General features: G+C 62.5%; 22 protein-coding genes. 10 read left to right on the top strand and 12 right to left on the bottom strand.

The window, feature by feature from the left end; all coding sequences use genetic code 11:
* Nucleotides 1-35 precede the first annotated feature (35 nt).
* Together KRZ98_RS05430 and KRZ98_RS05425 are read right to left on the bottom strand one after the other, a co-directional pair.
* A complete protein-coding gene (locus KRZ98_RS05430) occupies nucleotides 36-218 on the bottom strand; it encodes a hypothetical protein (protein ID WP_217672649.1) in 183 nt (60 codons plus the stop codon).
* Nucleotides 219-385: 167 nt separating this feature from the next.
* A complete protein-coding gene (locus KRZ98_RS05425) occupies nucleotides 386-1,216 on the bottom strand; it encodes a 23S rRNA (adenine(2030)-N(6))-methyltransferase RlmJ (RefSeq protein ID WP_217672648.1) in 831 nt (276 codons plus the stop codon).
* 521 nt (nucleotides 1,217-1,737) lie between these two features.
* Between KRZ98_RS05425 and KRZ98_RS05420 the strand changes: the two genes are divergently transcribed.
* Nucleotides 1,738-3,552, top strand: a complete 1,815-nt coding sequence (locus tag KRZ98_RS05420) for a diguanylate cyclase (protein WP_217672647.1) — start codon at nucleotides 1,738-1,740, stop codon at nucleotides 3,550-3,552.
* A 116-nt stretch (nucleotides 3,553-3,668) separates the two neighbouring features.
* Here KRZ98_RS05420 and KRZ98_RS05415 read toward each other — a convergent pair whose 3' ends face one another.
* Genes KRZ98_RS05415 through KRZ98_RS05405 form a run of 3 tightly spaced genes read right to left on the bottom strand, consistent with a single transcriptional unit; the run spans nucleotide 3,669 to nucleotide 7,574 of the window.
* Nucleotides 3,669-4,970 carry a CitMHS family transporter gene (locus tag KRZ98_RS05415; protein ID WP_217672646.1) on the bottom strand — a complete coding sequence of 434 codons (1,302 nt, stop codon included), beginning with the start codon at nucleotides 4,968-4,970 and terminating at the stop codon, nucleotides 3,669-3,671.
* Nucleotides 4,971-5,004: 34 nt separating this feature from the next.
* Nucleotides 5,005-6,489, bottom strand: a complete 1,485-nt coding sequence (locus KRZ98_RS05410; RefSeq protein WP_217672645.1) for an OprO/OprP family phosphate-selective porin — start codon at nucleotides 6,487-6,489, stop codon at nucleotides 5,005-5,007.
* A complete protein-coding gene (locus KRZ98_RS05405) occupies nucleotides 6,486-7,574 on the bottom strand; it encodes an ABC transporter substrate-binding protein (RefSeq protein ID WP_217672644.1) in 1,089 nt (362 codons plus the stop codon). Before KRZ98_RS05405 ends, KRZ98_RS05410 begins: the two co-directional genes overlap by 4 nt.
* A gap of 109 nt (nucleotides 7,575-7,683) precedes the next feature.
* Here KRZ98_RS05405 and KRZ98_RS05400 point away from each other — a divergent pair, with 109 nt between their 5' ends.
* Entirely contained in the window at nucleotides 7,684-8,337 is a 654-nt protein-coding gene (locus KRZ98_RS05400; RefSeq protein ID WP_217672643.1) for a response regulator transcription factor, read from the top strand.
* Complete coding sequence (locus tag KRZ98_RS05395) at nucleotides 8,327-9,712, top strand: sensor histidine kinase (RefSeq protein ID WP_217672642.1); 1,386 nt, start codon at nucleotides 8,327-8,329, stop codon at nucleotides 9,710-9,712. The genes KRZ98_RS05400 and KRZ98_RS05395 overlap by 11 nt, the downstream gene beginning before the upstream one ends.
* A 283-nt stretch (nucleotides 9,713-9,995) precedes the next feature.
* Here KRZ98_RS05395 and KRZ98_RS05390 read toward each other — a convergent pair whose 3' ends face one another.
* The 5 genes from KRZ98_RS05390 to KRZ98_RS05370 form a co-directional block, all read right to left on the bottom strand.
* Nucleotides 9,996-10,769, bottom strand: coding sequence for a DNA-binding domain-containing protein (locus tag KRZ98_RS05390; protein ID WP_217672641.1), 774 nt, complete (start codon nucleotides 10,767-10,769; stop codon nucleotides 9,996-9,998).
* Nucleotides 10,766-11,596, bottom strand: coding sequence for a DUF692 domain-containing protein (locus KRZ98_RS05385; RefSeq protein ID WP_217672640.1), 831 nt, complete (start codon nucleotides 11,594-11,596; stop codon nucleotides 10,766-10,768). The genes KRZ98_RS05390 and KRZ98_RS05385 overlap by 4 nt, the downstream gene beginning before the upstream one ends.
* 61 nt (nucleotides 11,597-11,657) lie before the next feature.
* Nucleotides 11,658-11,927: a hypothetical protein gene (locus KRZ98_RS05380; RefSeq protein WP_217672706.1), complete on the bottom strand. Its 270-nt coding sequence runs from the start codon at nucleotides 11,925-11,927 to the stop codon at nucleotides 11,658-11,660.
* A gap of 128 nt (nucleotides 11,928-12,055) precedes the next feature.
* A complete protein-coding gene (locus KRZ98_RS05375) occupies nucleotides 12,056-12,697 on the bottom strand; it encodes a DUF1109 domain-containing protein (protein ID WP_217672639.1) in 642 nt (213 codons plus the stop codon).
* Nucleotides 12,694-13,233, bottom strand: a complete 540-nt coding sequence (locus KRZ98_RS05370; protein ID WP_217672638.1) for a sigma-70 family RNA polymerase sigma factor — start codon at nucleotides 13,231-13,233, stop codon at nucleotides 12,694-12,696. Before KRZ98_RS05370 ends, KRZ98_RS05375 begins: the two co-directional genes overlap by 4 nt.
* A gap of 209 nt (nucleotides 13,234-13,442) precedes the next feature.
* Here KRZ98_RS05370 and KRZ98_RS05365 point away from each other — a divergent pair, with 209 nt between their 5' ends.
* Nucleotides 13,443-13,718, top strand: a complete 276-nt coding sequence (locus tag KRZ98_RS05365) for a DUF2282 domain-containing protein (protein WP_217672637.1) — start codon at nucleotides 13,443-13,445, stop codon at nucleotides 13,716-13,718.
* Between the two features lie 53 nt (nucleotides 13,719-13,771).
* A complete protein-coding gene (locus tag KRZ98_RS05360) occupies nucleotides 13,772-14,221 on the top strand; it encodes a DoxX family protein (protein ID WP_217672636.1) in 450 nt (149 codons plus the stop codon).
* Between the two features lie 222 nt (nucleotides 14,222-14,443).
* Here the strand turns inward: KRZ98_RS05360 and KRZ98_RS05355 are convergent, their stop codons facing one another.
* Nucleotides 14,444-15,337, bottom strand: a complete 894-nt coding sequence (locus tag KRZ98_RS05355; RefSeq protein WP_217672635.1) for a LysR family transcriptional regulator — start codon at nucleotides 15,335-15,337, stop codon at nucleotides 14,444-14,446.
* 19 nt (nucleotides 15,338-15,356) lie between these two features.
* On the opposite strand from KRZ98_RS05355, the gene KRZ98_RS05350 reads away from it, so the two are divergent.
* From KRZ98_RS05350 to KRZ98_RS05340, 3 genes are read left to right on the top strand one after another with little or no spacing between them, the layout of a single operon-like run.
* A complete protein-coding gene (locus KRZ98_RS05350; protein ID WP_368389785.1) occupies nucleotides 15,357-16,022 on the top strand; it encodes a pyridoxamine 5'-phosphate oxidase family protein in 666 nt (221 codons plus the stop codon).
* Nucleotides 16,019-16,429 carry a VOC family protein gene (locus KRZ98_RS05345; protein ID WP_217672634.1) on the top strand — a complete coding sequence of 137 codons (411 nt, stop codon included), beginning with the start codon at nucleotides 16,019-16,021 and terminating at the stop codon, nucleotides 16,427-16,429. The genes KRZ98_RS05350 and KRZ98_RS05345 overlap by 4 nt, the downstream gene beginning before the upstream one ends.
* Nucleotides 16,430-16,443: 14 nt before the next feature.
* Nucleotides 16,444-16,908 carry a nuclear transport factor 2 family protein gene (locus tag KRZ98_RS05340; protein ID WP_217672633.1) on the top strand — a complete coding sequence of 155 codons (465 nt, stop codon included), beginning with the start codon at nucleotides 16,444-16,446 and terminating at the stop codon, nucleotides 16,906-16,908.
* Nucleotides 16,909-16,911: 3 nt separating this feature from the next.
* Here the strand turns inward: KRZ98_RS05340 and KRZ98_RS05335 are convergent, their stop codons facing one another.
* Nucleotides 16,912-17,094 carry an Arm DNA-binding domain-containing protein gene (locus KRZ98_RS05335; RefSeq protein ID WP_217672632.1) on the bottom strand — a complete coding sequence of 61 codons (183 nt, stop codon included), beginning with the start codon at nucleotides 17,092-17,094 and terminating at the stop codon, nucleotides 16,912-16,914.
* 445 nt (nucleotides 17,095-17,539) lie between these two features.
* Between KRZ98_RS05335 and mobC the strand changes: the two genes are divergently transcribed.
* On the top strand, nucleotides 17,540-17,899 hold the full coding sequence (gene mobC / locus KRZ98_RS05330; RefSeq protein ID WP_217672631.1) for a plasmid mobilization relaxosome protein MobC: 360 nt from the start codon (nucleotides 17,540-17,542) through the stop codon (nucleotides 17,897-17,899).
* The gene (locus KRZ98_RS05325) at nucleotides 17,896-19,209 is read left to right on the top strand and encodes a relaxase/mobilization nuclease domain-containing protein (RefSeq protein WP_217672630.1); all 1,314 of its coding nucleotides are present in this window, start codon (nucleotides 17,896-17,898) and stop codon (nucleotides 19,207-19,209) included. The genes mobC and KRZ98_RS05325 overlap by 4 nt, the downstream gene beginning before the upstream one ends.
* Nucleotides 19,210-19,392: the final 183 nt, after the last annotated feature.

Here is a 19,392-nt window from a genome sequence, read left to right as displayed (position 1 = left end):
GGGGACACCCGATGCCGACTCCCTGTCGATGGGGCTTAGTTGGAGGCGGGCTTCGTTGCGGTCGTGGTCGTGGAGGTGGTTTTGGTGACCTTCTTGGCGGCCTTGTGCTTTGCGACATGCTGCGTCGGCTTGGCCGTGGCAGTGGCGGCCGAGGCAGCGAGCGGGGTCGCGAGAACGGCCAGCGAAGCCAGGCTGGTTAGGATCAGGCGGGTTTTCATGGTTCAACTCCTATCAAGCGGTCCGTCCTGGACTGCCTGTTCCTTATGACGCCGACCCTCTGTCTCCAGCGTGACGGGAAGATGAACTTTCTGACAGACGCCACAGGATCACCGCTGCCTGCATATCCAGCGTCCCTTGTGGGTGAAGGGTCGGATGAGGGCTGACCTTAATGGTCCAGCCAACCCGATATAATCTCGCCCTTATGCCCTTGGGGCGCCAACGCCGCGCGCAGAGCCTCCAGCAGTGGCGGCAGTGCCTGGGTGAAGGCGTAAGGCGGATTGACGATGAAGAGGCCCGCGCCATTATAGATGCCGGGCTGCTCGCTATCATATAGCCAATGCTCCACCCGCAGCAATTTAGGTATGCCAAGATTGCGCAATTGCGTCACCCACCGTGAGTGCGTGGCTTGGTCTTTCAGCGGAAACCAGATCACCGTCACACCATGCGCCCATTTGCGGTGAGCGGCGGCCAAAGTGGCGGTGATGCGCGCGCGTTCGTCCGGCTGCTCGTAGGGCGGGTCGACCACCACCACGCCGCGAGGCGTTCGGGTCGGCAACATGGCGAGCCAGAGTTCGTATGCGTCGCGTTCATGCACGGCGGCGCGGGTGTTCCGCATCACGCCGCGCAGGGCGTAAGCGTCCTGCGGGTGCTTTTCGTTGAGGATCAGCAAATCCTGCGGACGCAAAAGCTGCGCCAGTATCTGCGGCGAACCGGGGTAAAGATGCGGCTCGCTATCCACATTGACCGCCTGCACGGCGGCGCGATAGTCGTCCAGCAGGGGGTTCGGGTCGGTGAAGGCTCGGCGCACGCCCTGCATGGCTTCGCCGGTGCGTTGGGCTTCGTCGCCGCCAAGGTCGTAAAGCCCGCAGCCGGCATGGGTATCGATCAACGTCAGCGCGCCCTGCTTGAGCTGCAAGGCCCGCACCAAGGCGATCAGAAGGCTGTGTTTGACGACATCGGCGCTGTTGCCAGCATGGAAGGAATGGCGATAATTCATTGTGACCCAAAAACCCTGACGACCGGCCCTTACACGAGCGGCTGGACTTTCTGCAAAGCGAAGTTACGGCAGCGCCGCTTTGGCTGTGCGCGCCAAGCGAGGTGACCGGTCCGGTGCTTGCATAAGGAGCGGACGAAAACCAGATCGCGAATGACGATTACGCCGCAAGGGTCGCAAAGCGCCTTTCCTCGCAGCTTTTCCGATCGCCGAGATGGCGTTCGAGTGAGAAATTTCTCGTTTAATTTCAATTATTGATAACCGGGTGGCGGAGCTGTCAGTCTAATGCGAACTCGTCTCTGCTAAATGCATTTCGCGTGCGACCCTCAGCTATTCCGGCGGCGGTCGACCAGACCAGGACTTTCGGCAATCTGCTACCGAATGGCTGAATTTCCTAAAACCAGCTGTCGGCGGAGCGTGTCATTTGCCGCGGGACTGTGGTGATAGTGCAGGAGGGCCACCGCCAGTCGACATGCCCCGCTATGTTAACGAATTCTAGCGGACTGGCTCCTATTCTGCGCAACATGCGATTAGTGACGATCACGAACTGGGCCTATGGCGCAACCGTCCTGCTGACGCTCGCCTCAGCAACGACGATGTTGCTGGCATCCGGCGCGCAGGAGAAGGAGCGTGCGGCTGTCGCGCAGCGCTACCAGCTTGATCAAGCGACCTCGAAAATCGCTGCCGAAGTGTCCGCATCGAGTGACCAGGCGCGGGATTTCGTGATCACTGGCGAAAAGTCCCACCTTGCCGCCTTCCGTCGCGAGGTGGAAACCCTGCGGTCGGTGGAGAACCGCGTCCGTCACCTGAAAGATAACGGCGCATCGGCGGATGAATTGGCGGCGCTCACCGAAGCGATGCGTTGGGCCGATAGCCTCCAGGACGAGCAGGTCGAAGCGATCGCGGCCCGCCAGCGTGGCGATGATGGCCGTGCGCGTGAAATCCTGTTCGGCGCCGAATATGAACGGGGGCTCGATCGCGTCGCTGGCAATATCGAGCGCTTCCAATATCGCCTCGACCAGCGCACCGACGAAGAGGTCGCGGCTGCGACGACGATCGCCCGGATCTGGAAGACAAGTTCGGAGATTGTGCTGGGGTTTACCGGCTTCCTGTCGCTGTGCGTTCTCTACTTCATCTTCAAGCGGCGGGTATTGCACCCGGTGGTGCGGTTGAGCGACGTCGTCGGCCGGCTCGCCAGGCAGGACTATGCCGTCGAAGCGCCGGATTACGACCAGATCGACGAGATTGGCGACATGGCTCAGGCCATCCGCATATTTCGCGAGAATGGCCTCGAACGGCAACGGTTAGAGGCTGAGCGCGCCGAGGATCAAGCCATGCGTGCCTTGCTGTCGCGGATGACCCAGCGGATGCAGGGCTGCGACACTATGCACGATCTCGAACGGGTCGTATCGGGGTTCATGCCAGAGATCGCGCCCGGCCTGGCCGGCCGTCTCTATCGCCTCGATGAAGCGCGCAACATCATGGTCGAACGATGCGCGTGGCTGGCACCAACTCATTCGCGGCCTGAGTTTTCGCCGATGGCCTGCTGGGCCTTGCAGCGCGGCGATCTGCATCGGCCACGCGGACAATTGATCGATATCCCCTGCGATCATGTCGATCCTCTGGGCAACACCGACGTGGCTTCGATCTGCCTGCCGCTGATTGCCCAGCGCGTCACGCTTGGGCTGCTCTATCTGGAGCCCCGCGCCGACCTTCCCGAACCCAAGGCCGACATCGGCGAAACCTATCTGAGGGTGCTTGCGGAAAATATCGGCCTCGCCATTGGAAACCTGCGCTTGCGCGATGCGCTTCGCGAGATGGCGATGTCCGATCCGCTGACGGGTCTCGCCAACCGCCGCCAGCTCGACATGGTACTTGAAGTGCAACTGGCCGAGGCGGATCGGCTCGGACGACCGATCAGCTGCCTGATGCTCGATGTCGATCATTTCAAGCGGTTTAACGACCAGTTCGGCCACGACGCCGGCGACGCCATACTCCGCGCGCTCGGCAAGATACTGCTGACCATCACGCGCGAGCATGGGCTTGCCTTCCGCTATGGCGGAGAGGAGTTCTTGCTGTTGATGCCGGAACTTGATGCCGAGCAAGCCTGCCAACGCGCCGAAGACATCCGCGCCCGCGTCAAAGCGTTGCAGATGCAGCACGACGGGCGCGAACTCGGACCGATTACGGTCTCGGTCGGCATGGCTTGCGCACCGCTCCATTGTCGGTTCGACACGCTCGTCAAAACGGCAGATGCGGCCTTGCTTCGCGCCAAGGAAGCCGGGCGTGACCGCATCGTCGTTGCCGACACGCGCCGTTCAGGACAGAGAGTGGCCTGATCGCGCAAGAGGCTGGCGATCGTCTGCGTTAGCCATCAGAACAGCGCGCCGCCCGCCGTGCCTGCGATCAGCGCGGCAGCGAGACGGACAATGCCGGTCAGCCAGTCCCCATGCGATCAGGCAATGAAGGGGAAGGCCAGCGCGATCATGCCCACCAGCGTCATGACGACGCATACCGCCGTTGCGGGCAACAGGGTGAAGCGCTGATGATCGGCCAGATCGATGCCGGCCAAGCTGACGAGCAGATAGGTGGAGGGCACCAGCGGGCTGAGCAAATGGACCGGCTGGCCCATCAGCGATGCGCGCGCGATCGCCATCGGCTCGACCCCGTAATGGGCGCCCGCTTCGGCCAGGATCGGCAACATGCCGAAATAGAAGGCGTCGTTTGATATGAAAAAGGTGAAGGGTATGGAGAGCAGAGCGGTTATCGGCGCCATATATGGTCCCAGCGCGGGAGGTATGAAGCCCACCACTTCCTTGCTCATTGCCTCCACCATGCCGGTGCCGCCCAATATGCCAGTGAAGATGCCGGCGGCGAAGATCAGCGAGACGACCGACAGGACATTGCCGGCATGGGCGGCAATCCGCTCCTTTTGCTGCGCGACGCCGGGATAGTTGACGATCATGGCGATGGCGAACGCGATCATCATCAACACGGAGAGCGGTAGCACGCCCCACACCAGCAGGACGAGCAGCGCCACAACCAGCGCACCGTTGAACCAGATGAGGTTCGGCCGACGTGCATCAGGATATTGCGACACGGCCATGTCGGTGACCTCTACGGAGGCATGGGCGCTGACCTGACCCAGACGCCGGCGTTCCTTGCGTCCGAACCAGACAGCCAAGCCGATCAGGAAGGCAAGGCCTGCGATCATGCCGGGGATGAGCGGCAGAAACAGGGTTGCAGGATCCAGTTTCAGGGCGCTCGCCGCACGCGCGGTCGGCCCGCCCCATGGCGTCAGGTTCATGATGCCGCTCGTCACCATCAGCAGGCAGCACAGATAAAGGCGATTCATGCCGAACCGTTTATAGAGCGGCAGCAGTGCGGCGATCGTGATGATGTAGGTGGTCGATCCGTCGCCATCCAGGCTTACCAGCGCACACAACCCCACGCTGCCCATCAGGATCAGCAACGGATCGCCATGGACGATTCGGATCAGCCGGCCGACGAGCGGATCGAACAGGCCCGTGTCAGTCATGATGGAGAAGAAGAGGATCGCGAACAGCAGCATGACGCCGGTCGGCGCCAGATTCTTGATCCCCTCGATCATCATGTCGCCCAAGCCCGCCGACTGCCCGGCGATCACGCCGAAGACGGAAGGGATGACGATGAGCGCGACCAGCGGTGTCATCTTCTTGGTCATGATCAGCGTCATGAATGTGGCGACCATCAGAAAGCCGAGAAGGGCGAGGTTCATCGCTGCGTCCTTGAAAGAACTGGAGGAATGGGGATCAGAAGGTCACGCCGACGCGCGCGGAGATGGTCTGGCCATCATCGCTGCCCGTGTAGGCGCCCGCGCGATTGTCGGCATGCCACTGGATGCCGTTGATCTGGAACCGAGTGAAGCTGTTGAGATACCAATTCACGCCCAGCGTCGCCGCCCAGCCATCGCCGCCCAGGACGAGGTCGGTATAGTCGAGATGCTCGTAGCGAGCGGTCAGCTCGATCGCACCGGTGCCACCGGCCAGCACGGGATCAAGTACATTGGGCTGACCAAAGCTGCCCAGGCGCGGGTTATAGGGCGGCAGTTCGCCGGTCAGGAAGAAGCCGGTCGACACGCTCCACGCCTTGCTTTTGAAATCGGAACGACCGGCGTCGAGCCGCGCGACCCTCTGCCCCGCTTCGCCCATCACCCACAGCCCGCCGGCATAACCGCCCAGTTCGACGCCATAGCCAGTGGTCGAGCGACCACCGAGCAGTTCGCCCGTCCCCACCCGCACCGCGCCGTTGAAACGCCCGCCGATCACGGTGCTTCGCGTCAGCGTGGTCGCAGCGCTGGAAAGTGCCTCGTCGAAGCCCCAGGCGCCGATATGCAGCAGCGCACTATCCGTCGAGATCGGATTCCAGTGCGCCCGCGCCGAAACGGTGCGGCTGTCGTTGGTCGCCTGCTCTCCATCGACCCGGTCACCGGTGACCGCGATCGATGCGTGCCAGTTGGGGCCGAACATCCGGGCCATGATGCCAATGCCATAAAAGCCGCGCTGCGGAATGATCGCAGTCGATACCGTGCCGCGTTCCAGGAAGGGTGTGGAATCGGAGCCCGTGCTGCCCTCGAACGCACGGTCGTTGAATAAATGGCCAACGCGCACGTCATAATCGACCTTGCTGCCGAGCTTGTTGCGCCAGCCCATGAAGGCAGTGACGATATCGACTTCATTTTCGGAAAAGTCGGTTTCGAACTGATAGAAAAAATGCGGACCGACGCCGCCTTCCAAGCCCAGACGCAAGGCGCGCATACCGGTGGTCGTGGTGTTGCGTCCTTCGTAGCGCGAGCCCATCGTGGAACTGACGTCCACCAGAATGCGGCCGCGAGGCTTATAGGTGAACACGCCGTCGGCCGAGCGGAATACCGGCAGGCCCGCGCCCCATTCGGTCTTCACACCGGCCGGATTGGCGGCAATCGCACGGGCCTGTGCGACGTCGATATCGGCGGGCCCCGGCGGCACGATCTGCGGTGCGAAAGGGTTGACGATCATTGGTGGCGCAGCCTGCTGCTGTGCCGATTGTGGCGCGGGCGCCGAAGCGGCCTGCGCCACGGCCATGGCGGCATTGTGCCCTTCCAGCTTGTTCAGCCGCGCCTTCAGCGACGCGATCTCGGCGGCCTGGACGCGTATCAGATCGGCCAGGTCCGCATTGCTCGGCACCTGGGCCAGCGCTGGTGTGGCGGCGATCAGCGCCAGTGCGGTACAGCCGCCGCGCAGGATAGTTGACGTCATTTGCCTTCGGCTCCGGAAGTGAGGATCGTGTTCCAGTCGCGCAGGAAGCGTTGGCGTTTGAGACGATCGAGATTGACGAGAAGTTGTGGCCCGATGCGGATCGGCCGGAGTTGTGCGGCAGGCAGGCGATGGGCGCGGATATCGGTGCGCACCGGCCACAGGCTGTGCTGGGCGAGCAGCGACTGCCCCTCGCGCGACAACAGGAAGTCGAGGAACAGCTTGGCCGCCGCCGGGTGCCGCGCTTCCCGCGCGATGAATGCGATGCGCGAGGTGACGATCGTATAATCCTGCGGGAAAACGACGCCGATCCGGGGGTCCCGGCGCGCCCGCTCCAGTGCATATGAGCCGATGACATTATAGGCGATCACCTGACGCCCCTCGGCCACGGCGCGCAGCATCGGCTCTGTTGCGGTGGCCAGCACCGGGCGAGTCGCGGCCATCGCCTCCACCAGAGATCGGGTGTCGCGAGTGGTCGCGAAATCTTCGGTCAGATAGAGATAGCCGACATTGGAGCGCGCAGGATCGAAGGTCGTTACCTTCCCCGTCAGCGCGCGGCGATCGCGCCGCAGCAGCGCTTCGAGCGCAGCGTGGGTGCGCGGCGCCCGCTTATCGGGGATCGCTTGTCTGTTGTAGACATAGCCGATCGGTTCGGCGGTGACGCCGAACCCCATATTCTTCCACACCGCCGATGCCGGCAGGGCAGGCTTTTCGGGGCTCGCATAGCTCTGCGCGAAGCCGTCATTGATGAGCTTGCCTTGCAAGTCCATCGCGGAGGACCAGACCAGATCGGCAGACGGCTTGCGTCCGCGCGTCTCCGCGACGAAGCGGCGCGAGATTTCGGTCGAACCCAGATCCGCATATTTCACGAACACCCCAGGATAGCGGCGCTGGAAAGCGAGGATGACAGGCGCCATTTCAGCACGGTCGGCATTGGCGTAGATGATGACCTGCCGCTCCGCCCGCGCGTCGGCGATCAGCTGGTCATAGGATCGTGGATAGCCGGTCGGCCGCTGCTGCGCGCTCACCGGGATGGCCAGCATAGACAGGCTTGCGAGTATCGCTATCTTCAGAATAACCCTTCGCATCACTTCCTCTCCTCGCTTTCCGTCTCTGTGTTCGGATAAGATGCAAGGGTGCGATACGAAGCGAACTGTCATCAACCTTTCAGCATCGGATGGCCCTATTCGCATTTTGATGATCGAGGACGACGCCGCGCTGGCGCGCAGCATTTCCGCCTTGCTGCGCGCGGGCGGCCATGCCGTTGATCATGTCGCGACCGGCGAAGACGCCCTGTCGGTCGTCAGCGGCGAGCCTTATGCGCTGGTGATCCTGGACGTGGGACTGCCCGATATCGACGGCTTCACCGTGCTGGCCGAGATGCGCAGACGCGGTGCCCGCGTCCCGGTGCTGATGCTCACAGCGCGCGACGCGCTGGACGACCGGGTGCGCGGACTGGACCTGGGCGCCGACGATTATCTGCGCAAGCCGTTCGAGCCGGAAGAATTGGAGGCCCGCGTGCGGGCGCTGGGGCTGCGGCGTGGAGGCGATCCGACTCCCGAAATCATAGTCGGTGCGCTGACCATAAATCGCTCAACGGGCATTGCGGACGTTTCGGGACGTCCGCTGGACCTGCGCCGCCGCGAATTGTCGGTGCTGGAGGCGCTTGCCACCCGCGCGGGTCAGGTCGTGCCGCGCGAACTGCTGATCGGGGAGGTTTTTGGGTTCGACGAGCCGGTTGGCGGGAATGCGATCGAGGTGCATGTCACGCGGCTGCGCGGCAAGCTGGCGCCCGACGGCCCCGGAATCCGTACCGTGCGCGGCGTTGGCTACATGCTAGATGCCAGCTGAACCGGGCGCTGAACCGCGCCGGGCGATCGCGCTGCGCACCCGGCTGTTGGCGGCGATGCTTGGACCGCTACTGGCGGTGGCCGCGATCATCGGCATTGGCGGCGCGACCCTGATCGCCGATGTCGTGCGCCGCACCAATGACCGGGTGCTGGGCGGCGCGTTGGGCGCCATTGCCGAAACCGTACAGGTCGAACGGGGCGAGGTCACGCTGGACCTGCCGCCCGCCGCGTTCGGCATGCTGGAAAATAGCGAGCGCGATAATGTCTATTATCGCATCGCCGTGGGCAGCCAACTGCTCACAGGCTATTCCGACCTGCCCGCGCCCGATCCGGCGGCGCTGACAACCGACCAGATACGGTTCCGGTTCGCGCGCTATCGGGGCCAAGACATCCGCATTGGCGAGGTGAAGCGGATGCTGCCCCGGATCGATCGCCCGGTCATCGTGCAGATCGCCGAAACGCTCGACAACAGAAAGGCGCTGACCCGACGCCTTCTGGGCGCGCTGTTGCTGGCCGAACTCGCACTGGTCGGGGTCGCGACGCTGTTACTGCGCCCCGCTCTTAGCTGGAGCCTGCGGCCGCTCGCCCGGCTTCGCGGCGCGATCGAATCGCGGGAACTCATCAGCCGCCCGGACTTCTCGCCGCTCGACAATGGCCCTCTGCCCCGCGAATTGCTGCCTCTGGCAACGGCGTTCAACCAGTTGCTGGCGCAGCTGGACCATGCGACCGGTGGCGTCCGCCGCTTCACGGCCGATGCCTCGCACCAGATGCGTACGCCGTTGTCCGTGCTCAAGGTACAGGTTGCGCTGGCCCGGCGCGGATCGAGCGAAGCGCTGGACGAGATTGGCGATGCCGTGACGCGCCTCGAACGGCTGGTTACGCAACTGCTCGCGCTCGCACGCGCCGAGGAGGCCGGCGTTTCCGCGCCGCTGGAGTCCGTCGACCTCAAGGAAGTCAGCGCAGCCGTCATCGGCCGCCTCATCAACCAGGCAATCTCCGCAGGGATTGAACTCAATCTGGATGCTGATGATGGTGCGGACTATGTCATATCCGGCCACCGCACGCTGGCTTTCGAGATCATCGCCAACCTCATCGACAACGGCATCCGCTACAACCGGCGGGGTGGTACGGTCACCATCACGCTGCTGCAACGGCCGAGCGAAACGATGCTGATGGTCAGCGATGACGGCGCAGGCATACCGCCGAACAAGCGCGAGACGATCTTCGAACGCTTCGTTCGCCTCGAAGGGGCGCAAGGGCCTGATGGCACGGGCCTAGGCCTTGCCATCGTTCGGTCCGCAGCATCGCGCATGGGCGCCAGCGTCGAAATCGGCGAGGGCGCTATCGGAACCACCATTCTTGTGCGATTTCCGTAACTTGCTTATTATCTGGAGCACAAGACACTCCTCTCCAGCGGATGCGCTTCGGACCGGAAGGGCAGGGGCCTAGCTCACGACCGACCGCTACGTTGCCAAGGTCGAAGAGCGTCTCTCCTTGTAGGTTTCGATCGACGAGATGGCGTTCCAGCGATAACGGGAAGCGCACGTACATCATGACGCCGAGGCGGATCACCTCAGATGACGAATTGAAATAGCGGAACGACCAATTTTGCAATTCCTCGGGGGAAACCGCACCGACCGAACCTTACTTCACAGCTGACTATAAGCAAGGCGCTGCTTGCTCGCGATCGTCTATGGCGACGACCATATGATCGGAAAGCCATAGACCTAGCCACCGTCCAACAAGCGTCATGCTTGTTTCTTCTCCGAGCAACTGTGCGACGTCGCGGCATAATGTGCCAAATGTCATGCCGCAACGCGCCTTGAGTAGCACCTGCAATTCGGCATCATCGACGCACCTTATGCGGCATTGTTCGCCTTGGCGCCACAAGAGGGCGACATCGGGCGTCTCCAGATATTGCGGCGTGGGTGGTTCCTTTTGATCAATCAGCGCCGACCATATGGCAAGGCCATTGGTGTTAAGATGCAAAAGGTCGATCGACGGCGCGAAGGTCAACACCGCGCGATCCCAATCGACACCGCCCAGACCGTCCAGTCCAACGGCAGGGCTGTCGGCTGCAACGAACAGTTCCTCCAGCGCAAGCTCGATGCCGGCGATTTCCGCGATCTCGGCATCGTCCGGATGAAGCTGCGCGAGCGTCGCCGGAAAATCGCGTCCATAGGCGTCGAGCGTCCAGCTGCTCGGCGGGACGCTATCGATGTGATGCACGGCCGCGCGAAGAAACATGTCCTCGCCGATCCACGCACGGGTTCGGGGAAAGCTCATTTCCAGACAGGCGACAAGCTGGGTGCGGTAATTATTCTGATAGACGGCAAGGCCCGGCCCCGCCGCTGCTCCGATGCGATCGACAGCAGCCATGTCTTCCCGTAACAGCCAGTCCCGCATGTCGCGCTGAAATGCCAGCAGGCTCATGCCGCTTCCTCCAGCTTCCCGGCGGCGATCCGACGCGCGGTGGAAAGTTCGGCCAGCAGGTCGGCCAGCGGCGGGATGGCGTCATCGCGCTCGATCATCGTCGCGACCGGCCCGAGCTTCGGCAGGACATGCGCATAGAGCTGCCACACCGACGAAGGCACGGACTGGTCGTGCGTGTCGATCAGCAAATGGTCGCCCTGGCTGTGCCCGGCGAGGTGAATCTGGCGCACGCGTTCATGCGGCACTGCATCGAGATAGGCGATGGGGTCGAAGCGGTGGTTGCTGGCGCTCACGAACACATTATTGACATCGAGCAGCAGGCCGCAGCCCGTGTGCGCACACAGGGCGTCGATGAACTGCCATTCGGTCATGTCCGCCGGCGCGAATTCGATATAGGTCGACGGGTTTTCGATCAGCATCGCACGGCCCAGCGCATTCTGGGCGCGGTCGATGTTCGCGCAGACGATGTCGAATGCTTCCTGCGTATAGGGCAATGGCAGAAGATCGTGGGAATTGAATCCTTCGATCCGCGACCAGCTGAGATGATCCGACACGAACAGTGGTTCGATGTCGTCCACCAGCGCGCGAAGTCGGGTGAGATAGGCTCGATCGAGGCCGTCGGCGGAGCCGATGGACATGGACACGCCATGCAGGGCGACGGGGTAGCGAGCGCGAATATCGCGCAGGATGCGCCGCGGCCGACCGCCGTCGACCATGAAATTCTCCGATATCACCTCAAGAAAATCGACCGCGACGCGATGGTCCAGAAAGTCGGCATAATGTTCTTTGCGCAGGCCAAGTCCGAAACCGGGAAAAGACGGGATCATGGGCATACTCCCTGCTCATGAGGACTGCCCGGCGCGAATGGTCGCGCCGGGCATGGGAACGTCATTTCGGCTCGGTCAGGCTGCCTCCGGCCGCCTTGCACGCCTTGATCGTCATGGCCTTGAAACCATGGCCCTTGCAGACATTCTGCCCCTTGCACTCGTTGCTGGCGGTCTTGCAGTCGGACGTGCCCTTGCAGCTGTTGACGCCGTAGCAATGAACGACCTTCGTATCCGCGCCGTCCTGCGCCACGGCCGGGGCCGCTGCTGCCGATACGATCGCGATGGCGGCGGCGGAAGCGGCCATGCCGATGCCGCTATTATAGGTGAGCATGATGATCTCTCCGAAAATATGTTGAGCCACTATGGCCCCTGTCATTCGGTTTGGAGCGGCGCACGGTTACAGGGGCGGTTGGAATTTTAGGGACCGGGAAATAGGCTCCGTAACCGCGCGGTTTGCGCCTACCAGCGCAGCAGCCGCGGCCCGACCAGCATGCCGATCAAGGTCGCGAGCAATATTCCCAGCGAATACCAGGTCAGGACGAAGATCGCCGACACTTCGGGACAATGGATGCAGTAGACGGTCGCCGCAAAGGCTCCTGCCGACAGACCGGCGGCCGCACCCGCCGCGCGGAGCCGGGTAGGGGCGAGCCTGCGGAACGACCATAGCAAGCCGGCAAAGATTGGTGCCGACAGCGACAGCACCAGCCACGGGCAGCTCTTCCAGCTATGGCCGAGCCACATCGCCAGCCATTGCGACGATGGCGTGCGCGCCAGTTCGAGCAGGCCGACCGCCGCGAGAAGCAGGACGGGTATCCCAAGAGCCCACAAGCCGCGCAATCGACCGCTGTCGGGACGGGCGAGCTGGGCCGTCATCATCAGCGCGGCGATCGACAGGGAAAGGGTGTATCCCCATTTCACCCAGAAGGATGGGCCCTGCATGGCCGCGCCCAGATCCGGGCGGACGCCGATCGACGCCAGGATCAGCAGCCCCGATGCAATACTGCCAGCGACGATACCTATGGCCAACCGCCATCCGACGCTGTTTCGGGCCACCGGGCGTGTATCAGTGGAAAGCTGCCGGATCAGATCGTCCGTGTTCATCGAATCGCTCCCTGCACCCGCGTCATCAGCGCCTTCAGCCCGCGATGCACCGAGACTTTAACGTCGGATTCGCCTACGCCTTCGGCGCTCGCCGCTTCGGCAACGCTCAACCCCTCCAGTCGGGTCGCGCGGATCATCCGCGCCTGCTTGGGCGGCAACTGCTTCAGCAGATCGTCTATGTCGAGTTTTGCGATGCTGCTTGCTTCAAATTCGTCGCCGACCAGATAGTCTTCCAGATCATCGATCGGCCGCAACCGTCCGACGCGGCGGAAATGGTCGATCATCTTGTAGCGGGCGACCGCATAGAGCCAGGCAGTGAAGGCGCGCGTGCGATCATAGGTCGCGCGGCGGGTGTGAACGGCAATAAGGGTGTCCTGCACCATATCCTCGACATCATCGTCAGCGCCGCGAACACGACGTCGATAGAAACCCCGCAGCAGCGGAACAAGCTGGCGCAGCAATGCCGCATGGGCGGCGGCGTCGCCGTCCAGCCCATCGATCATCAACGCGCGCAGATGCTCCTCTGTGGTCTGCATTCTATCTCCTCGCCCGTATGTTCGGGCCGGACCGGCCATCGGTTACACCATCGGCGAATAATATTTTGCGCCGACCGATTGTAACCGGATTTCGTCCTTGCCCGAACCCGCCGATGTGACACGGGCTTCCCGCCTCCTCCCCGGTCACCGCGCGGTCCGGCCACTGACCGGACCGCGCGCAGAGGCGACGGATCGAAGAGGACATCATCATGCGTACCACTCGTGCGGCGCTCGCCGCCAGCATAGCCATCGCGTCGGCAACCGCGCTCGCCGCGTCCGCCTATGCAGAGACGAAGCCGAAAATGGAAAAATGCTACGGCGTTTCGCTCGCCGGCAAGAATGACTGCGCGGCTGGTCCCGGCACGAGCTGCGCCGGCACGTCGAAGGTCGACTACCAGGGCAATGCCTGGAAACTGGTGAAGGCAGGCACCTGCACGTCGATCAAGACACCCAAGGGCAACGGCACGCTTTCTCCCAAAGCGTGAACCGGACGGCCGGGGCGCCATTCCGTCCCGGCCATCCTTTCTGGAGACGAACGATGAACCTGCTCTTCACAATCCGCGACGCCATCGTCCGGCGAATCGAAACGCTGCTGCCCGATGCGCTGTTGCTGCTGGTCGCGCGGCTCGGCATTGCGGGCATATTCTTCCTGTCGGGACGCACGAAGGTGGAGGGCGTCATCACCATCACCGAGAGCACATATGAACTGTTCCGCACCGAATATGCCCTGCCGCTCGTGCGGTCCGACCTTGCGGCGACGATGGCGACCTGGTCGGAGCATCTGTTTCCTATCCTGCTGGCGCTGGGCCTGTTCACGCGGCTTTCGGCGTTCGCCCTGCTCGGCATGACGCTGGTCATCCAGGTATTCGGCTATCCCGACGCATGGCCGACGCATCTCAGTTGGGCCGCGATCCTGCTTCCCCTTGTCGCCCGCGGCGGCGGTGCATGGTCCATGGATGCACTCATTTTTTCCCGATCGAAGGCGTAGCGACCGTCAACAAAGTCCTGCCCGCGAACGCCAAATTACATCAAGATCTGTCGTTGCCCCAAGCCATTTGGACGGCGGCAGGGTCCTATGGAAAGGCAGTCTGGTGCATCATAAGCGACCCATTTCGGTCCTTTAAAAGGGAAAGGTCCGATTCCCGCAAGCAGACGTTCCGCGCTGTTTTCGCGCCAATGTCTGTGCACTCTCGGTTCGCACAGATCCTGATCAGGACCAAGCTCCTCGCCTGCCTTGTTCCCGCATGGCCTCAATGAACACGCGAACCGCAGGCATAGCCGCTCGACCGGGATCATAGAGCAGGCTGACTGGCATCGGAGACGGGGCATGATCAGCCAGCACCTCCACTAACTGCCCGTTCGCGATGCGCGGCGCTGATTGGTAGCTCAGCACATTGGCGAGCCCCACACCCGCCTCGGCAGCCGCGATGGTCGCATCAACGCTGTTGACGGTCAGGCGGGGAATCACATTTACGATATGGTCGCCCCGTACACCGAATGGCCAAGTGCTGCCGACGCGCACTCCACTGCCCAGAATACAATGATGCCTGGCAAGTTCGGCTGGATCGGTGGGCACGCCATGTGCGGCGAGATAGGCCGGGCTCGCCACGATGGTCTGCCGGACTGCGCCGACGGTAACGACGCGCAGCGTGCTGTCCGCCAGCACCCCGATCCGCACCGCCACGTCTATGCCCTCCTCAATGATGCGGACATTGCGGTCGAGCAGCATCATGCGCGCGTTCAGGCCCGCGTGGCTAGCCAGCAACGCATTGATGATGGGCAGCACATGCAGGCGCCCGAACATCACCGGCGCAGTCACATAGAGTTGTCCGCGCGGCACGGATCGCCCTCCCATGGCGATCTGCTCTGCCTCACGCAGGTCTGCGAGTATCCGCCGCGCCCGGTCGAGCAAGACCGCCCCTTCGTCCGTTAACGACACCGCCCGAGTCGAGCGGTGGAATAAATTGACGTGGAGATGCCGCTCCAACGCCGCGACTGCGCGAGTGACTGCCGGCGGTGACATATCCAGCGCCCGGGCGGCTGCCGCGAAACCGCGCTGCTCGGCCACGGCGACAAAAACTGAGAGGCTCTCGAAGCGGTCCATTATTCCTCAAAGTGAAATAGTGAACGTCGATCATCGCCGATTATCGCGCCAGCGGCAACGCGCTATGTCGCTGTCCATGGCACAAACATACCTCCATACGCTTTTCGGACCCGGTGCCCGCGCCATGCAAGCGGCAGCGGGATCGCGCGCCTCCCATGCCCGCATGGAAGCGGACGCGGGGCCCGTTGACGTGCTGACAAAGCGCGAACTGGACTTCATCGCCGCCCGCGACAGTTTCTACATGGCGAGCGTTTCCGAAGATGGCTGGCCCTATGTCCAGCATCGTGGCGGGCCGAGAGGGTTCATCCGTCAGATTGAGGGCAATCGCATCGGGTTTGCGGATTATCGTGGCAATCGGCAATATCTCTCCGCCGCACATTTTGCGGCTGACGACCGTGTTTCGCTGTTCATGATGGATTATCCGAACCGCCGCCGGCTCAAGATCATCGGCCATGCTCGTTCCAGCCAGGATCCCGCGGACATCGCTGCGCTCATGCCGCCAGACTATTCTGCCGAGCCGGAACGTGCGTTCCTGATCGACGTCATCGGATTCGACTGGAACTGTCCGCAGCACATCACGCCGCGCTTCACCGAGGCGGAGGCGCAGCGCGCCTACCAGCCCCTCTTTGACGAGATCGCGGCGTTGCGTGCCCGCATAATTCAATTGGAAGGAACAACATCATGACCGGTAAACTCACGCAAGGCGTTCATCATGTCGGCCTGACCGTGCCCGACCTCGATCAGGCGCGCGCCTTCTTTTGTGGCACGCTGGGTTTCGCTGAGATAGGCGGCGTGCCCGACTATCCCTCCATCTTCGTATCGGATGGAGAGATCCTGCTGACATTGTGGCGCGCAGCCGACCCGCTGACCGCCCGCGCCTTCGATCGGCGCGCCAATATAGGTCTTCATCATCTCTCGCTGTCGGTCGCCGACGATGCTGCGCTTGAAACGGCATGGCAGGCGGTGACGGCACATCCGGAGGTGATGGTCGATGCGGTGCCCGGTCCCATCCGTCCGGGGTCTTCGACGCGCCACTTCCTCATCTTCATTCCCGGTGGCATTCGCCTGGAGTTCGCCACGCCCTTTGCCTGAAAGGATATTACCCGATGTCGCGACCGCCCCTCCCGCCTTTCACCCATGAGACCGCAATGCAAAAGGTTCGCGCCGCAGAGGACGGGTGGAACAGCCGTGATCCCGCGCGCGTAGCGCTTGCTTACACCGAGGACAGCCAGTGGCGGAACCGGTCCGAGTTTCTTCAGGGGCGGGATGCCATCGTCGGCTTCCTGACCGCAAAGTGGGGTCGTGAGCAGGACTATCGGCTGATCAAGGGTTTGTGGGCCTATGACGGTAACCGGATCGCGGTGCGCTTCGCCTATGAATGGCATGATGATGCAGGTGCCTGGCATCGCTCTTATGGCAATGAGAATTGGGAGTTCGCGACGAGTGGCCTGATGGCGCGGCGGATCGCAAGTATCAACGACCTGCCGATCTCCGAGGGGGAGCGCCTGTTCCACTGGCCGCTCGGGCAACGACCTGAGGATCATCCCGGACTGGAAGAACTGGGGCTGTAGGTTTCACGGCGCGCGCACACCGGCCAGCCCACCATGGACTTCGGCCCCACTACAAGTCCACGGATCGACACCATTGGCCAAGAGCCGCCGCGCCTCGTCGCGCTTCTCGCGAGCCGCAACGAGGCGGACGAGCGGGTAAGCGCCGAACGACAAGCTCTTCTCCCTTCCGTCATGTTTGAAATTCATTCACCACACCTTCGTCCCCTTCGGCGTGACGAAGAGATAGAGTTGGTGTGCGTCACAGAGTTTGTACGGCTTATCCTTGGGTTTCGCCGCACGGAGCTGTGCATCGTTCAGCATGGTATCCGATACCCTATCCGATGCCTGTTCCATGATGGAGGCTTGTGAACAGGTACGGCCGAACCAATGCGATAAAGGTCGCAACTCCGGTGATTTTGGCAAGTGCTGTGGACTGATGCGAACCGTTGGAAACGGGCCGTTGGCGGGCCTGCTGGGAGCAAGTTCGAACCCCATCCTGACACAGCTTGAAGAGTGGAACAATGTTCTGCGGTTCAGCTCGCTCGGCAAAGGAAAGCTCATCTCGGCGAATGACGGTGAGGATGGTAGCGCCCCGCGCGAAGCCGTCCCGGCTGTTGCGCGGAGGCGTCACCGGCGCTGATCGGGGGTACGAATGGCGCGGAAGCCATACGATCCCCCGTTTTCCCTTCGCCTCTCATTCGAGGAACGCGCCCGGCTGGAACAGCAGGCGGATGGAACGCCGCTCGGCGCATATATCCGTGAACGACTATTGGCGGAGCCGCCGCGCCGGTCGCGGATAACACCAGCCGATAGACAGGCGTTAATCCAATTGCTCGGCGGACTCGGACAATCACGCATCGCCAACAATCTGAATCAACTCGCCAAACAGGCCAACCTCGGCACGTTGCCGGTCACGCCGGACACGGAAACCGCTCTGGCGGAAGCCGCCGCTGATATCGCCGCCATGCGGCAGATGCTGGTCAAGGCGCTCGGTCTGGATGCCGCGCCATGATCCTGAAAGCCAGCCAGCGCAGCGGCGGCAAACAGCTCGGCCTGCACCTGCTGAACGCCGAACAGAACGAGCATGTCGAGGTGGCGGAAGTGCGCGGCTTCATGTCCGAGTCGGTCGTCGGCGCGTTCAAGGAAGCGCAGGCGCTGGCCAGCGGCACGCGCTGCAAGCAATACCTGTTCTCGGTCAGCCTGAACCCGCCGGAAGGCGAGAATGTCCGCCCGGAGGTTTTCGAGGGCGCGATTCATAAGATCGAGGAAAAGCTGGGCCTGACTGGCCAGCCGCGTGTGGTCGTGTTCCATGAGAAGGAAGGCCGTCGCCACGCGCATTGTGTCTGGTCGCGCGTCGATGCCGAGACCACGACGGCGAAGCAGCTCTCATTCTACAAAACAAAGCTCCGCGAAGTGTCGAAGGAGCTTTATCTCGATAACGGCTGGAAGATGCCCGCCGGTATGATGGACAGGAAGGCCCGCGATCCGCGCAACTTCACGCTGGCCGAATGGCAGCAGGCCAAACGGGCCGGGCTGAAAGCGGATGATCTGCGCGGCATGGTGCAGGAATGCTGGGCGGTGTCCGACAGCCGGAACGGCTTCGCCAAGGCGCTCGAAGAGCGCGGGCTGTATCTGGCCAAAGGCGACCGGCGCGGTCATGTTGCCGTCACTTACGAGGGCGAGGTGTTCGCGGTCTCGCGGCTGATCGACAAGAAGAGTAAGGAAGTCTCGGCCAAGCTGGGCAAGCCGGATGACCTGCCGTCAGTCGAGCAGATTCTGGCTCGTATCGGCAATGAACTAGCGCCGCGTCTGAGCCGCCTCATCAGCGAAGCGAAACGCATAGCGGGCAACGCCATGAAGCCGCTGCTGGAACAGCGGAACGCGATGCAACGCGATCATTCCGACGAGCGCAAGCGGCTCGATGAAGGCCAGAAACAACGCTGGAACGCGGAAACGACGCAGCGGGCGGGACGCCTCCGCGGCGGCGTGATGGGCTTATGGGATCGCGTCACCGGCGATTACCAGAAGACCAAGCGGCAGAACGAGGTTGAGGCGCATTGGGGCCTGCAACGCGACCGGGAACAGCGGCAGGCGCTGGTGGCGGCGCAGCTCGCGGAACGGCAACGATTGCAGCAGCAGATTCGCGAAATGCGCACCCGCCATGCCGAGCAGATATTGGCACTGCATAAGCAGGCGGCAAATTATCGCCTGATGTCTGATCGTCAGACGCCAAGGCTGCGGGGGGAGTTCGGGCGACGCGCTGGGTCAGAAACGCCAATGCGACCGAACCGCCCTGGGCGCGGTCTTGATCTTGGTCGCTAATCTTCGAACATAGGACGTGAGATCGAGCTACTATTTTTGTGGATACAATACTGCCACCCAAGTTAGCGCAGTTTAACTCTGAAATTATCAATGTAGAGTTCTGCGTATTAAAAAGGACGTAGAATGAAACGATGGTTAACTGTCTCTATTTCTATAATCGCATTTGCTGCAATATACTGGCTT

Origin of the sequence: Sphingobium sp. AS12 (assembly GCF_019097845.1) — a bacterium.
In the GTDB taxonomy this organism is placed as follows: Bacteria; Pseudomonadota; Alphaproteobacteria; order Sphingomonadales; family Sphingomonadaceae; genus Sphingobium.
Note: the sequence above shows the minus strand (reverse complement) of the source record. Positions and strands in the feature narration are given on the sequence as shown.